Raw genomic sequence first — 14,566 nt, 5'->3', positions numbered from 1 at the left:
ATTCCCGGAGTGTGCATCCTTTTTTCATTCGTTTTTATGATGTAGGCAGCGGGGGGAGATTACTCACCGCCGGTAGAGAGGCGTGAGCCGCTCCAGTCCGATCGCGCTGATCAGCATCCGTTGCTTTTTATTCCCCATCAGCTGCTGCGTCCAGTTTACGAATCCGCCGTCGCCGATGGCATAGGTGTTTCCTTGAATTTCGGTCACCAAAGTGAACTGGAGACCCTCGTAATACGCGTTATTTGTTTTGTCTAAGTGAAGGGAAACGGTTACGTCAACCGATTCCGTTTTGCCGGCCTCGGCCACCCGGCGCACCAGCCCTTCGGGATCCGCATAACCTTGACGGACTTGGATTTCAACGCGGATGGGACTGTGGAACAGCCGGTCGAAAATGTCCCGATATACCCGGATATGCTCCCAAAAGGAAGGGATTTCAAAGCTGTACGATCCTTGGTCCATGCCGGATGAAACCATGCAAAAGACATGAAAGTGGGGTACCATCCCGGGGGCATGAAACTGCTGGGCCCGCACGTGACGATGTGTCGTACTGAGCCGGACGTGGCGGCTCCGGTTATCCAGCTCACCGCTCTTTAACCCGTCGCTGATATGCAAGGCGAGCATGTTGGTCGCATCCGCCACAAGCTCGGTTCCCCTTAAGGCGGATATGACCTTGTTCTGGTCGACGGTGGCGACGACCGAGCATGACCCGAGCGGGGCGGCAGGAGAGAGCTGAACGGGCTCAAAAGCATGCGCATCGGCGATTTCGAGCACGTCCAGCTCCAGCCTTTTTAAATCAAGCGCGGACACTTCGGCCGGTTTGACAAACCGGTTGTCATGGTACCTTTTCAGCAAATCGGAGGCAGTCGCCGCCCTGGTCCGTTCCCTGAATACCTTCAGCAGCAGCGTGTTCAGCTCCGAACCCGACAGCCGCCTACTTAATGTTTCCGATAACGGGCCTTGATCCGATGTATGTTCCGCATGAATTCTATGGTTGGTTTCATCTGACACCCCTGATCCCTCCCTTGAGCCAAACCGCACAGAAGGCAGCAGCCCCTAATTAGGAGGATTATAGGCAGCTAGTTGAATCTCTGTCAAGGCAATGAAGCAGCCAAAATGAATCGGGACATCAAAAAGAAGGCCGGGCATCCAAAAAGGACACCCAGCCTTCGCTATAAATTAATACGCCTGTTCAACCTCAACATCAACGTGAGCCGTGATTTCTTCATCCAAATCCAGCGTCACCTGCTCGCGGTAAGCCCGAATGTTATATTCGCTGTAGAGGTAACGCAGGATGGCTTCAATCATGTTGGACTCGACCAAATACTGGCTCCGTCCCTGTGCCCAAACCTCTGCGGAATATCCCGTTTCCTCGTCCCAGCTCAGCTCCACCTGCACATCCGTCGGACGGATCTGCTTACGCTCGGCGGTATGAAGACAAATCGCGTTCACGATTTCATCCATGGTCAGAATCAACATGATTAGTACCGTCCGTCATTCGGATTCGGTCGCTTCCGGTTGCGGAACGCTCTGTATCCGGCCCGGATGAGCGAGAAGAGAACGTAAATGGCCAGCAGGTTGATGATCAATCCGAAGAAATCGCCCATGAATCCCATGTTGCTGAACATGCCGCCGAACAGAAGTCCGGCCAATCCGCCAATCATGAGTCCCTTCATAAAGCTGCCGCCGCTGAAGAAGCCGCGTTTTGCCGTTGTGCCGGCTGTACTCGAGGTGTTGTTGGTCGACTTTTTGACATTGCTGTTCGGCGTCGACTTGCTCGGCGTGTTCGTGTAGGATCTTGTGCCGGATTTAAATCCACCGCCTGCACGTCTGGCGTCCGCGTTATCCGGTACGGTAACAGCGAAGAAGAACGTAAACGCCAGAGCAATCAGCATCCACTTCTGTAAAGATTTTTTCATGGTTTGAAATATACCTCCCTGAGAATGGTGAAAGCATGTCTATCTCATAATACATTACGTACCAAATATCTTAAGGTTTCAAAATTAATTAAATTAATTTTTGCCGATAAAAGATGAATAATGTCTGATCATTCAATTTACGGTTTGACTAATGCCGGAGGCTCTGAATAATCGCATTCTCTCAATATGCCCAGAACCCAGTTGCACCATTCCAAACCGGCTGCCGCATTAAAGATGCCTTTCTGGATCAGCAGGTGATCGTAAAATTCCCGGGTACCGAATTTCTTATGTTCCTCCGTCACTTTGCCCTGCATCGATTGGAACGATTCCAGCCGGCGGATGAAGTAAGATTTGCGGGTTTCCACGATATCGATGGCGTTATCCCTGTCGGTCATCCACATACAGAAGGTTTTCATCGATAATTCGTCGCGGGTCACCGGATCGGGAAGCGGTTTGTACATCCATTCCTTGAGCTTGCGGATGCCGCTGTCCGTAATGGAGTATACCTTTTTATCCGGTTTGTCGCATTGTTTCACCCAATGGGAGCTCAGCAGCTCGTTCTCTTCCATCTGCGCCAGCAGCGGATAGATTTGGCTGTGCTTGGCCTGCCAGAACGGCTGAATCTTGAGCATCACATCATATCCTGATCCGGGTTCCCGTGCAAGGAAAGCTAGTAGTCCATAGGAAAGTGTATTCATTAGCATATCTCCTATACGTGAGATGGTCTTTTCAACCAAAGTGTACACTTAAACTGTATGGTTTTCAACCTGAGCTCATGACTGGAAAGCATGGATCGGAACGGAAAAAGAAAATGATATTCGTCTAACACTGATAAATCGAGTTTTGAGGAGCCGGTTCGGCGCTGGACCGCTGCCCGCTGTTCACAAAATAAAAAAACACGGATGATGATCATCCGTGTTTAATGCAAATCCAAGCGTATTCTACTTATCGTAACCGTCGACAACCAGCTCGAGGTGGCCTGTTTTCGGGTCGATGACCATGCCGTGAACGCTGCAGCCCGGCGGGAGAAGCGGGTGATTTTTGATCAGGCCCACGGTTCCTTTTACGCCGTCCTGAACGTTATCGAATCCGCGCAGCCACTCGTTCAGATTGATGCCGGAGTTTTCCAGCGTCGACAGCACCTCATCGGTGATGCCGCGCTCCTTCATATGCTCGATCATGACGTCTGCGTTGAGCGCCGCCATGCCGCAGTCCAGATGCCCGACGACGATGACTTCGTCAGCTTTCAGTTCATAGAGAGCGACGAGCACGCTCCGCATGACGCTGCCGAACGGATGCGAGATGATCGCACCGGCGTTTTTGATAAGCTTCACGTCGCCATTGCGGACGTTCATCGCTTTGGGCAGCAGCTCTACGAGGCGCGTATCCATACAGGTGACGATGACGAGCTTTTTCTCGGGGAACTTGCCTGTAATGTATTTTTCGTACTCTTTACTTTCTACAAACTGCTGGTTGAACTCCAAAATCTGCGAAACGGTTGTCATAATGAATTGCTCCTTCCATTGTTGGGTAATGATGCATGCTGTAAGGCGTCAACGCTTATCCACTAGCCTGATATTTTGACCATACAGCTGGCCGTCCCCGGTAAGCCGGAACGATGGATAGTTTTTTTCGGAGTCCAGGTATAGATGCTCTTCGAAAAAAACCGCCTGCAGGCGGTGAATAATAAAATGCAGATGATGACTCTGTATTTCCACATCATCGGCTTCTTTGGCGGAAACGATCCAGAGTGCCGGCAGCCCGTTGACGCCGCAGCCGCAGCCTTCGGAATCGTAGGCAAGCCGGATGATGGCCGACTCCGACCCGGCAAGCGACTCGATATGCTTTTTGGCAGTTTCGGTAACTTGGATAACCACGGCGGGTTTCAGGCTCCTTCCCTATGTAAAAAGGATAATAGCGTCTATTAAATATTGATTATACTTTCCAGTAAAAGTATCATCAAGAAGGAAGAAAAAATTCGGCGTGGGGTGAACCTAATTATGGAAAAAGAAGCAAAAGCGACATTGGACTCATTTCTCGGGCTGGTCCGCAAAATCAGAAGCTATGACGAGGCCATCGGCTTGATGCACTGGGACTTGCGGACGGGTGCACCTCGTAAAGGAGCAGAGCAGCGTTCCGAGGTGATCGGGATGCTGTCGGCGGAAGATTTCAAACTCCGAATTTCGGATGAAATGGGCTCGTATCTGGAGGCGTTGATCCGTCCTGATACATATGAGGCGCTGGACGATATTTCCAGAAGGATCGTTGACGAGTGTAAAAAAGAATATGACGAGAACAAAAGCATCCCGGCGGAAAAGTTTCAGGAGTTTATGGTGCTGTCATCCCATTCCCAGACGATTTGGGAGGATGCGAAGGCGAAGAGCGACTTTGCCATGCTGGAGCCGAACTTGACGAAGCTGGTGGGCATGCTGAAGGAATTCATCGGATATTGGGGCGTCAAGGGAACGCCATATGACACGCTGCTGGACCGTTATGAGCCGGATATGACGGTTGAGAAGCTGGACCAGGTGTTCAGCAAGCTTCGTGACCGGCTGGTTCCCCTCGTGGAGGCGATTGCGGCATCTCCGAACAAACCGGATACGTCGTTCCTGGACCAGCTGTTCGAGCAGGAGCAGCAGGCGAAGATGAGCCGCTTCATTCTGGGCGAAATGGGGTATGATTTCGAAGCCGGGCGCCTCGATGAGAGCGTACACCCGTTTGCCACCGGCTTGAACCCGGGAGATGTGCGGATTACGACCCATTATTTGCAGGACGACGTGACGAGTGCGCTGTTCAGCTCCCTGCATGAAGGCGGCCACGCCCTGTACGAGCAAAACGTGAGCAAGGAGCTGGCCGGAACGCCGCTCGCCCAAGGAACATCCATGGGCATTCACGAATCTCAGTCCCGCCTGTGGGAAAATATGATTGGACGCAGCCGCGCCTTCTGGGAACGCTACTATGCCGATCTGCAGCAGCATTTCCCGCAGCAGCTGAAGGACGTGCAGCTGGATGATTTCTACCGGGCCGTCAACCGCGTGGAGAACTCCCTGATCCGGATCGAATCTGATGAGCTGACGTATAACCTGCACATTATTATCCGCTATGAAATCGAGAAGATGCTGTTTAACGAGGGGCTTGAGGTCAAGGATCTGCCTAAGGTATGGAACGAGAAATACGAGCAGTACCTCGGCATTACGCCGCCAAGCGACAGCCTGGGCGTCCTTCAGGACGTGCACTGGTCCGGCGGGGATTTCGGTTACTTCGCCTCCTATTCCCTCGGCAACATGTATGCTGCGCAAATCATGAACACGCTGCGCACGGAGATGCCAGAGCTGGATCAGCATATTAAGGAAGGCAATCTGGCACCGATCCGCGAGTGGCTCACGGAGAAGATTTACCGCTATGGCAAGAGCCGCAAGCCGTCCGAGATCATTTTGCAGGTGACTGGTGAAGAGCTGAACCCGGACTATTTGGCCGAGTACCTGGAAACCAAATATAAGGAAATTTATCAATTGTAATGCAGCGCAGGAACGCTTGACATCAGATCCAACCATCCAAGCGTAAGCACAGAAGCACCCCTGTCACTTCCGTAAAGAAGCCCCGAGGCTACTTGAGGAAATGGCGGGGGTATTTTTCTGTTCGTCCGTGGCCATGTTTAACCCTTTGCTGGGCGCATGCATAAGATGGCATATGGCTGGAACGCGAAGAAGGATGGAGGACAATGACAATGAGAAAGGGTAAACGTGGATTCGCCCTGGTGCTTGCGGCGGTTCTCCTTTGCGCAGCCGTGCTGTCCGGTTGCTCCGGAAGCAAGGGCGACGTGAAGGTCAAAATCGGCGAAGTGACGCGCTCGGTATTTTATGCTCCGGAATATGTGGCGCTTGGGAAAGGATTTTTTAAGGAAGAAGGACTGGATGTCGAGCTGCAGACGATTCCCGGCGGTGATAAGACGATGACGGCGCTGCTCTCGGGTGCCATCGATGTGGCCCTGGTCGGATCCGAGACGTCGATTTACGTATATCAGCAAGGTTCGGACGATCCGGTGATCAACTTCGGTCAGGTGACGCAGACGGACGGCACGTTCCTCGTCTCGAGGCAGGATGAGGGAGAGCTGGACTGGAATCAGCTGAAAGGGAAAACCTTCCTCGGGCAGCGCAAGGGCGGCATGCCGCAGATGGCCGGCGAGTTTACGCTGAGAAAGCATGGCATCGATCCGCATCAGGATCTGAACCTGATCCAAAACATCGATTTTGCCAATATCGCTTCGGCGTTTTTGTCCGGAACGGGTGAATACGTGCAGCTGTTTGAGCCGCAGGCCTCGATTTTTGAAAAAGAAGGCAAAGGGCATGTCGTCGCCTCATTCGGAGTGGAGAGCGGACATCTGCCCTATACGGTCTTTATGAGCAAGCAAAGCTATATCAAGAAGAACGGCGAGACGGTTCAGAAATTTACGAACGCGCTCCAGAAAGCCCAAAATTGGGTCCAGCAGCACACCCCCGAGGAGATCGCCGACGTCATTCTTCCTTATTTTAAGGATACCGATAAGGATATCGTTGTCTCGGCGGTCAAACGGTATAAGGATCAGGGAACGTACGCGACAGATCCCGTCGTGGATGAGACGGAGTGGAACAACCTGCTGGACGTCATGGATCAGGCTGGCGAACTGAAAGAGAAGGTGCCTGCCTCTGCCATCGTGGACAACAGTTTTGCCGAAAAGGCCAAATCGTCCGTGAAATAATGGTTATGGAAAGGAGATCGTGCGCATGGAGCCGGTAGTCGAACTTAAAAATTTGACGCATGTATACGTTAACGACCGGGAAGCTTCGCTTGCTGTCGAAGGACTGAATCTGACGGTACATCCCGGAGAGTTCATCAGCCTGGTCGGACCGAGCGGATGCGGAAAAACGACGATTCTGTCCATGATCGCCGGGCTCTTGCATCCGACGAACGGCGAGGTGCTTGTCTATGGGCGGAAGGTGGAGGGGCCTTCCCCGGATGTCGGGTATATGCTGCAGCAGGATTATTTGTTCCCTTGGCGCACAATCCTTCAGAACGCGGCCATCGGGCTTGAGGTAACCGGGCGCCTGCAGCGGGAATCGATGGATCACCTGACGCAGCTGCTTGGCGAGATGGGACTGGAAGGAACGGGAAGCCTGTACCCGCAGCAGCTGTCGGGTGGGATGAGGCAGCGGGTTGCCCTGGTACGCACGCTGTCGACCGATCCCGGACTGCTGCTGCTCGATGAGCCCTTCTCGGCGCTTGACTATCAGACCAAACTGCAGCTTGAAGATTTAATTGCCGGGACGCTGCGGGAAAAGAACAAGACGGCAATTCTGGTCACGCATGACTTATCCGAGGCCGTGGCCGTCAGCGACCGGGTCGTTCTGCTGGGCAAAAATCCCGGCCGAATCCGCCGTACCTTTGAAGTGCCCGGGCACATCCGGGAGACACAGCCTTTCTATGCCAGAAAGGAGGAAGGTTTCAATGAATTGTTTCACGAAATCTGGCGCGAGATGGAGTCGGAGGAAGACTGACATATGGAAGAAGGGAGGCGGCGCGTGTGAACAGTGTGCTTAGATCGGATGAAGTGATCCGGAGGGACAGGGGTTCCAGCCTCGATGCTCTGCATCAAGCTCATTTGCGCCGCCAGCGCAAGCTGCGGGCACAGGTGCTGTCCGTTCAGATGGCCATTCTGGTGCTGTTCTTTGCCTTGTGGGAAGTCGCCGGACGTTTGAAATGGATCGACGTGCTGCTGTTCAGCTATCCAAGCAAGGTGTTCGCGCAAATTTGGAAGGATGCGGTCAGCGGAGAGCTGTGGGGACATTTGGGCGTGACAGTGGGCGAGACGGTCGTCGGATTTTTGCTGGGAACGATCGTGGGGACGCTGCTGGCTGTCTTAATCTGGTGGTCGCCGTTTCTTTCAAAAGTGCTGGATCCGTATATGGTCGTGTTCAACAGCATGCCGAAGGTGGCGCTCGGTCCGATCTTCATCGTGATGTTCGGCGCAGGTTTTATGGCCATCACCATTACGACGCTGTCGATTACCGTTATTGTGACAACGCTGGTCGTTTATAACGCATTCAAGGAAGTGGACCCGAACCTGGTCAAGGTCGTCCGCACGTTTGGCGGAACCCGGAGGCAGATATTCAACCAGGTCATCCTCCCGGCGTCGTTTCCAACCATCATTTCCACGCTGAAGGTCAATGTGGGCATGGCATGGGTTGGCGTGATCGTCGGCGAGTTTCTTGTCGCAAAAATAGGTCTCGGTTATTTGATCATTTACGGGTTCCAGGTGTTCAACTTTACGCTGGTACTTGCCAGCCTGATAATCATCGCGGTCGTCGCTACGGCTATGTACCAGCTGGTCGTTTATATTGAAAGAAAGCTGCTTGCGCATCGGCAATAGGGAGCAGCCTTGAAAGCCGGAACTGCGGGCACGGGAAAGAGAAGATTGGAAACGGATATACTTGCTATGGCATAGAGCCTTTGCCCTTTCCCGGACCGCAGCCTCACCGGCTTTTGATTAACATTGAATGTATTTCTGAAATTTTCATATCCATGTCACGTTGTGCGGAGCATCAAAATCAAGTACCATGAAATACGTCAACATGTATAGAGAGAGGCGGTTTCATGGGTTTTCGTATTATTAAAACGGCTATTGCGACGCTGATGGCGATTCTGGTCTCGGATGCCTGCGGCGTGACGGGACCGCTGTCGGCGGGGATCCTGGCCGTGCTCGGGGTCGATGTGACGCGAAAAAGGAGCCTGAAGACGGTATCCGCACGTTTTTTCGCCTCGCTGCTGGGACTGTTTTTTGCCTGCATTTTATTTGAACTGCTTGGTTTCCATTACTGGGTGCTCGCGATATATATTTTGATCGCCTTTCCGGCCATCACCCGGGCGAACTTCAAGGAAGGCATCGTTACCAGCTCGGTCGTAGTATTCCGGGTTTTTGGCAGTGCGGAAGTCAGCACGGATGTCATCGTGACGCAAGTTGAGCTGCTCGTGATCGGGCTTGGCTCGGCCATGCTCGTCAACATGGTGTACATGCCCCCGGCTTCAGAGCAAATGACGTCGATCCGCAGGCGGGTGGATGAGCAGTTTTCAAAAATCTTCAGACAGATCGCACTAACCCTTCGCGACCCTTCCTATGTATGGGACGGGCATGAACTCATCGCTGCGGGAAAAGCGATTCAGAGCGGCAAGGAAGCAGCAAGCCGGGAGATGGAAAACCAGGTGCTGCACCCTGACGAGTCGTGGACCATCTATTTTTATATGAGAAAAGAACAGCTGGAATCGATCCAAAATATGCTGCAGCTCATTTCCCACGTCTATCAGAAGCTCCCGCAGGCGGACGACGTAGCCGAGCTGTTCGAACAGCTCAGCCGGGACGTAACCGAGGAAAACTACACGGGACGCACGGAGAAGCTGCTGGTCGCCCTCGAGAAGGAATTTAAGGAAATGGAGCTTCCGGCGACGCGGGAGGAGTTTGAAGTCAGATCGGCCATTTTGCAGCTGATACGTGAACTGGGACAATATTTGAAAATCGCGAAAAAAAATAAGACGCCGGCACCTGGCAAGTTACGAAAACCCTCTGCCGGGTCCTGAAAACGCAAAGAAACCCCTTGGCAGCTGCCAAGGGGTTTTTATACAATGAAAGCCGCATAAAGTAGAGTGACGAAAAGTTTCAGACTAGATTAAAAGGGCCGTAAAATCCAGGCCAGCCAAGGTATTTCGGCGCTTGCGTCATAGCATTATTCCTATTCTAGCCGGGCGATCACAATAATATTTCATTCATTTATGCTCGTTTAATCAACAAATGCCTATGTCCTGCATACACTTAAGTGAATGATTGTATGGAGGAGGTTCAAAGATGTCATTAAGCGATAAACATCAATGTAGAGAGATCATCACGAAAGCGATCTGCGGCAAGGGTCGTAAGTTCTCTACCGTAACACATACCGTGACTCCGCCTCATAATCCTACCAGTATTTTGGGGGCATGGATTATAAACCATCAGTACGAAGCGGTTGCCGCAGGCGACGGAATTGAAGTTATTGGTACTTACGATTGCAACATCTGGTATTCCTACGACAAAAACTCCCAAACTGACGTTGCCAAAGAAACGGTATCTTATGTAGAATTCGTACCGCTGTCTTACCTGGATCCGAAACACCGGGCTTCAACCGTCGAAGTCTCTGCGGAGGCCACGCAGGAGCCGAGCTGCGTTGAAGCCAGTGTCTCTTCGGGAGGCGGCAATGTCATCATCCGCGTGGAGCGGGAATTCTCGGTCGAGCTCGTCGCCGAGACCAAGGTGCGTGTTTTGGTGTGCAGCCGCGGCCATGGCGACTATGACGACAAAGAGTTCGAGTTCGCCGGCGACGATGGGGACTATGAGGATCTCGATCCCGATTCCCTTGATGATGAGCTGTAATTTGTAGAGCAAGGAAAAGAGGTATGATGTACTATATGCCGGGAGAGCGGCGGCGAAGAGGGCGGATGCCCTCCTTTTTTTATTTTATTTTCTGCGGGTGAGGGGGGATGAGGGTGACAGAGGAGGAAAAAGAAGCCCGGTATGCCGGATGGCCCGACCGGGTCAAGCATGCCCGTCTGGTCCGCTCCGGCATCAGCTCCCTCCTGCTGCCGGAAGTGGACGCGGCTGCCCGGGAATCCGCCCGATACCGGCGAAGATACGCCGTTAACGTCACTTGCCTTCAAGCCGTTGACTTGAAGCGCGTCGAGGGAAGCGCAGACGGCTTGCGTGTTCCCGTCGGTTCGGCCCACGCGGGTGAGGCACCGCTCATCGGGCTGTATGCCCGCCTGGAGAAGGCGGCGGTGCGGGCCCTTTATACGCTTGGTCTGGACTCGGGCGAAGTCGTGCTGGCTTCCTCCGGAGAGCGGAAGTTCGGCGTTGAGCGTGTCACGCCTCCCTCCGGAATCAAAGATCCGCGCATCAAGGCGCGTTATGACCGGGCGGAGACGGAGCTTGCCCGCCGGCTGCGGCGGGAAGAGGAGGAAGGGATCCGCCTCGTGATGGGCATGGATCCGGAGTTTGTGCTTGTGGATGCGGGCAGCAACGAAATGGTTCCTGCATCCCGGTTTTTGGACCGGGAGGGGGAGGTCGGCTGCGACGCCGTTCACGGCGAGGGCTTTACGACCTTCCCCATCGCCGAGCTTCGCCCGGATCCAAGCGGGGACCCCACCGGTCTGCTCAAGCGCCTGATGTTCACGATGCAGGCCGCCGGCCGGATGATCGGGGACCGGACGCTCATCTGGCAGGCGGGGGGCATGCCCAGACCTGGTTTGCCGCTGGGCGGGCATCTGCATTTCAGCGGCATTGTGCTTACCCCGGAGCTGCTGCGGGCGCTGGATAACTACTTGACGCTGCCCGTCTCGCTGCTCGAAGACGAGAACAGCCGGGCGCGGCGGCCCAAATACGGCTATTTGGGCGACTTTCGCCGCCAGCCGCACGGCGGCTTTGAATACCGCACACTGCCGAGCTTCCTCGTGTCCCCCCTGCTGGCCAAAGGGGTGGTGTACCTCTCCTATTTGATCGTAAGCCATTACAGAGAGCTGAAGATGCGGCCGCTGGACGCGAGCGAGCGGGTGCACCGGGCGTATTACCGGGGTGACCGCGAGGTGATGAAGCCAGCTGTTCGGCCGCTGCTCAGAGAGATCCGGCAGCTGCCGGATTACGGCAATTACGCCGGCTCTATCGAACCGTTCCTTGCGCATATCGAGCGGGGAACAACGTGGAATGAGAGCAGGGATATCCGGCCGCTGTGGAACATTCCGGTCGAACCTTGATTCCCGCCCACTTACTTTCTGTTATAATAGGGCGTGAGCACAAGTGAAGTCTGGAGGTACCTCATGGCCAAGTATACGCCAATGATTGAACAATATTTGGAAATCAAGCAGCAAGCCCAGGATGCGTTTTTGTTTTTCCGCCTGGGCGATTTTTACGAAATGTTTTTCGAGGACGCCTTAAAAGCATCCCGGGAACTGGAAATTACGTTAACCGGCCGGGAAGGCGGCGGGGACGAAAAAATCCCGATGTGCGGGGTTCCCTACCATTCGGCTGAGAGTTACATACAGCGGCTGATCGAGAAGGGCTACAAAGTGGCCATTTGCGAGCAGCTGGAAGACCCGGCGGTGACCAAAGGCATGGTCAAGCGCGGCATCGTCCGCGTCGTGACGCCGGGGACGATCATGGAAGGCAAAAACGTAGCCGACAAATCCAACAACTATTTGGTATGCGTGACCGAGACCGACCGCATGATGTCGCTGGCGGCCTGCGATCTGACGACAGGCGAGCTGTACGTGACTTCCATGCCCGCATCCGTGGAGTGGCTGCGCGACGAAATCGGCATCTACGAACCGGCGGAATTGATCGGCGACCCGAAGATGCTGGATTTGATCAAGGCGGAACAGCTCCAGTGGAGCCGGCCGGTCGTCTACACGTCTTGGGAAAAAAGGGAGGAGCAGACGGTCCGCGCGCAGTTCGGCGAATCGGCCTGGGCCCGGCTCGATCCGGAGCGGCAGGCATGTGTGGCCGTGCTTATTTCGTACCTGAGCGAGACGCAGCGGCGTTCGCTCGGCCAGCTGACACAAATTTCGCCCTATGAACCCGGCCATTACATGATTCTCGATCCATTCACGCGGCGAAACCTGGAGCTCGTCGAGACGGTGCGCGACCGATCCAAGAAAGGGTCGCTGCTCTGGCTGCTGGACCGGACCGAAACGTCGATGGGGGCCCGGCTGCTGCGCAGATGGATCGACAAGCCCCTTCTGCACCGCGGGCCGATCGAAGAGCGCCTGGAAGCCGTGGAGCATCTCTACAACCAGTTTATCCTGCGGGAAGACCTGCGGGCTGCGCTGAAAGACATTTACGATCTGGAGCGGCTGGTCGCAAGAATCGCTTTCGGCAATGCGAACGGGCGGGACCTGAACGCCCTCAAGCTGTCGCTGGCGCAAATTCCTTCCTTGAAGGAACTGTGCGCGTCGTCGGCGTCTTCTACCCTGCGGAAGCTGGCGGCGGAGATGGACGAATGCCGCGATCTTTATGAAGCGATCGACGCGGCGATCGTCGACGATCCGCCCGTATCTGTGAGGGACGGCGGCTTGATCAAGCCGGGCTATCACGATCACCTGGACGAGCTCAGAGAAGCCAGCGTGAATGGCAAACGCTGGATCGCCGAGCTTGAGGCTAAGGAGCGTGAAGCGACGGGCATCCGCTCGCTGAAAGTCGGATTCAACAAAGTGTTCGGGTATTACATTGAAGTGACCAAATCGAATTTGGGCACCCTGCCGGAAGGCCGGTACGAACGGAAGCAGACGCTGGCCAATGCCGAGCGGTTCGTAACGCCGGAATTGAAGGAGAAAGAGGGGCTCATTCTCGAAGCCCAGGACAAAATGGTGGACCTCGAATATTCCCTCTTCAGCGGACTAAGGGACAGGCTGAGCGCGGAAATCCCGCGGCTGCAGGCACTCGCCGAGAAGGTCGCCGTCACCGACGTCTATCAGTCGCTGGCAGCCGTCAGCGCGGAGCAGGGCTTTGTGAAGCCTAGGCTGACCGAAGGTTATGATCTGGTCGTAGAGAACGGGCGCCATCCGGTGGTCGAGGCGGTGATGAAGGACGCCTCCTTCATTGCTAACGGGACCCGGCTGACCCGGGAGGAAGCGGCGATTCTGCTCATTACCGGGCCGAATATGGCCGGAAAGAGTACGTATATGCGGCAGGTGGCGCTGATCTCGATCATGGCGCAAATCGGGTGTTTCGTGCCGGCCAAGGCGGCGGAAATTCCGCTCGTTGACCGGATCTTTACCCGGATCGGAGCGGCGGATGATCTGATCGGCGGCCAGAGCACGTTCATGGTGGAAATGGCCGACATTCAGGTCATGACCGAAAAAGCGACGCCGCGCAGCTTGATCATTATCGACGAGCTGGGCCGGGGCACGTCGACCAGCGAAGGCATGGCTATCGCCCAGGCGGTGATCGAATATGTCCATGATACGATCGGCTGCAAGGCGCTCGTATCGACCCATTTTCACGAGCTTGCGCATTTGGAGGACAGCCTGCAGAGCCTGCGCAATTACTCTATGGCGGTGCAGGAGAGCGGCGACAAGGTTCACTTCCTGCGGAAGCTGATCGCCGGGCCTGCCGGCAGCAGCTACGGCATCTACTGCGCCCGGCTGGCCGGGCTGCCGTCGTCCATTATAGGACGAGCGTACACGCTGCTGCAGGGCCTTGAGGAAAGCGCAGCCCAGACGGCTGCGGCCGCAGAAGCGACCAAGGCTGAACCGCCGGTACAGCTCAGGGAGCGGGCAGATGCTGGCGAATGGGAACGTTCGCTGACGGATGCGGAAGCAGGGCACGCCGAACCGGCCGTCGGAGCTTCCGTTCAAGAGCCGGCTTCAGGCCGGGGAGAGTCAAGCGTTGCGGAAGTCGTACAGCTCTCGATATTCGGGGATGAGGAGCTGGAGCCGGTGAAGCGAAGCGCTGCCGCTCCTGAGCCGCAGCCGGTTCATCCAGCGGTAACGCAAATTTTGGAATCGGTGAAAAGCGCCGACGTCATGAACATGACGCCGCTGCAGGCGATGCAGCTGCTGAACGAGCTGAAAATGAAGGCAAAGGATCTGTAAACAAGTGG

Annotated in this window: 14 protein-coding genes; 8 read left to right on the top strand and 6 right to left on the bottom strand. The window is 54.9% G+C overall.

From position 1 onward, the window contains the following. Window positions 1–63: 63 nt before the first annotated feature. The 6 genes from GCU45_RS04175 to GCU45_RS04150 form a co-directional block, all read right to left on the bottom strand. Entirely contained in the window at window positions 64–1,008 is a 945-nt protein-coding gene (locus GCU45_RS04175; RefSeq protein ID WP_152398175.1) for a hypothetical protein, read from the bottom strand. A 168-nt stretch (window positions 1,009–1,176) separates the two neighbouring features. Beyond that, window positions 1,177–1,473 carry a YxcD family protein gene (locus tag GCU45_RS04170; RefSeq protein ID WP_076171759.1) on the bottom strand — a complete coding sequence of 99 codons (297 nt, stop codon included), beginning with the start codon at window positions 1,471–1,473 and terminating at the stop codon, window positions 1,177–1,179. Between the two features lie 5 nt (window positions 1,474–1,478). Next, on the bottom strand, window positions 1,479–1,916 hold the full coding sequence (locus GCU45_RS04165) for a hypothetical protein (RefSeq protein WP_094596436.1): 438 nt from the start codon (window positions 1,914–1,916) through the stop codon (window positions 1,479–1,481). Between the two features lie 137 nt (window positions 1,917–2,053). After that, on the bottom strand, window positions 2,054–2,614 hold the full coding sequence (locus tag GCU45_RS04160; protein WP_076171178.1) for a PadR family transcriptional regulator: 561 nt from the start codon (window positions 2,612–2,614) through the stop codon (window positions 2,054–2,056). Window positions 2,615–2,857: 243 nt separating this feature from the next. Then, window positions 2,858–3,421 (bottom strand): beta-class carbonic anhydrase, encoded by a 564-nt coding sequence (locus GCU45_RS04155; protein ID WP_145024150.1) that lies wholly within the window; start codon window positions 3,419–3,421, stop codon window positions 2,858–2,860. A 48-nt stretch (window positions 3,422–3,469) separates the two neighbouring features. Continuing rightward, window positions 3,470–3,793: an iron-sulfur cluster biosynthesis family protein gene (locus GCU45_RS04150; protein ID WP_167527082.1), complete on the bottom strand. Its 324-nt coding sequence runs from the start codon at window positions 3,791–3,793 to the stop codon at window positions 3,470–3,472. A 123-nt stretch (window positions 3,794–3,916) separates the two neighbouring features. Between GCU45_RS04150 and GCU45_RS04145 the strand changes: the two genes are divergently transcribed. The 8 genes from GCU45_RS04145 (at window position 3,917) to mutS (ending at window position 14,558) form a co-directional block, all read left to right on the top strand. Continuing rightward, window positions 3,917–5,434, top strand: a complete 1,518-nt coding sequence (locus GCU45_RS04145) for a carboxypeptidase M32 (RefSeq protein ID WP_152398173.1) — start codon at window positions 3,917–3,919, stop codon at window positions 5,432–5,434. A 209-nt stretch (window positions 5,435–5,643) separates the two neighbouring features. Then, the gene (locus GCU45_RS04140) at window positions 5,644–6,654 is read left to right on the top strand and encodes an ABC transporter substrate-binding protein (RefSeq protein ID WP_152398172.1); all 1,011 of its coding nucleotides are present in this window, start codon (window positions 5,644–5,646) and stop codon (window positions 6,652–6,654) included. A gap of 25 nt (window positions 6,655–6,679) precedes the next feature. Then, a complete protein-coding gene (locus tag GCU45_RS04135; protein ID WP_152398171.1) occupies window positions 6,680–7,450 on the top strand; it encodes an ABC transporter ATP-binding protein in 771 nt (256 codons plus the stop codon). Between the two features lie 89 nt (window positions 7,451–7,539). Then, complete coding sequence (locus GCU45_RS04130; protein WP_425281287.1) at window positions 7,540–8,322, top strand: ABC transporter permease; 783 nt, start codon at window positions 7,540–7,542, stop codon at window positions 8,320–8,322. 224 nt (window positions 8,323–8,546) lie between these two features. Then, a complete protein-coding gene (locus GCU45_RS04125) occupies window positions 8,547–9,524 on the top strand; it encodes an aromatic acid exporter family protein (protein ID WP_089547920.1) in 978 nt (325 codons plus the stop codon). Between the two features lie 265 nt (window positions 9,525–9,789). Next, window positions 9,790–10,350 carry an outer spore coat protein CotE gene (locus GCU45_RS04120; RefSeq protein ID WP_152398170.1) on the top strand — a complete coding sequence of 187 codons (561 nt, stop codon included), beginning with the start codon at window positions 9,790–9,792 and terminating at the stop codon, window positions 10,348–10,350. A gap of 113 nt (window positions 10,351–10,463) precedes the next feature. Continuing rightward, on the top strand, window positions 10,464–11,723 hold the full coding sequence (locus tag GCU45_RS04115) for a putative amidoligase domain-containing protein (protein WP_167527081.1): 1,260 nt from the start codon (window positions 10,464–10,466) through the stop codon (window positions 11,721–11,723). A gap of 63 nt (window positions 11,724–11,786) precedes the next feature. Beyond that, window positions 11,787–14,558, top strand: a complete 2,772-nt coding sequence (gene mutS, locus GCU45_RS04110; protein WP_152398168.1) for a DNA mismatch repair protein MutS — start codon at window positions 11,787–11,789, stop codon at window positions 14,556–14,558. Window positions 14,559–14,566: the final 8 nt, after the last annotated feature.

The sequence above is a fragment of the Paenibacillus cellulositrophicus genome, assembly GCF_009363095.1.
GTDB classification, from domain to species: domain Bacteria; phylum Bacillota; class Bacilli; order Paenibacillales; family Paenibacillaceae; genus Paenibacillus_AQ; species Paenibacillus_AQ favisporus.
Note: the sequence above shows the minus strand (reverse complement) of the source record. Positions and strands in the feature narration are given on the sequence as shown.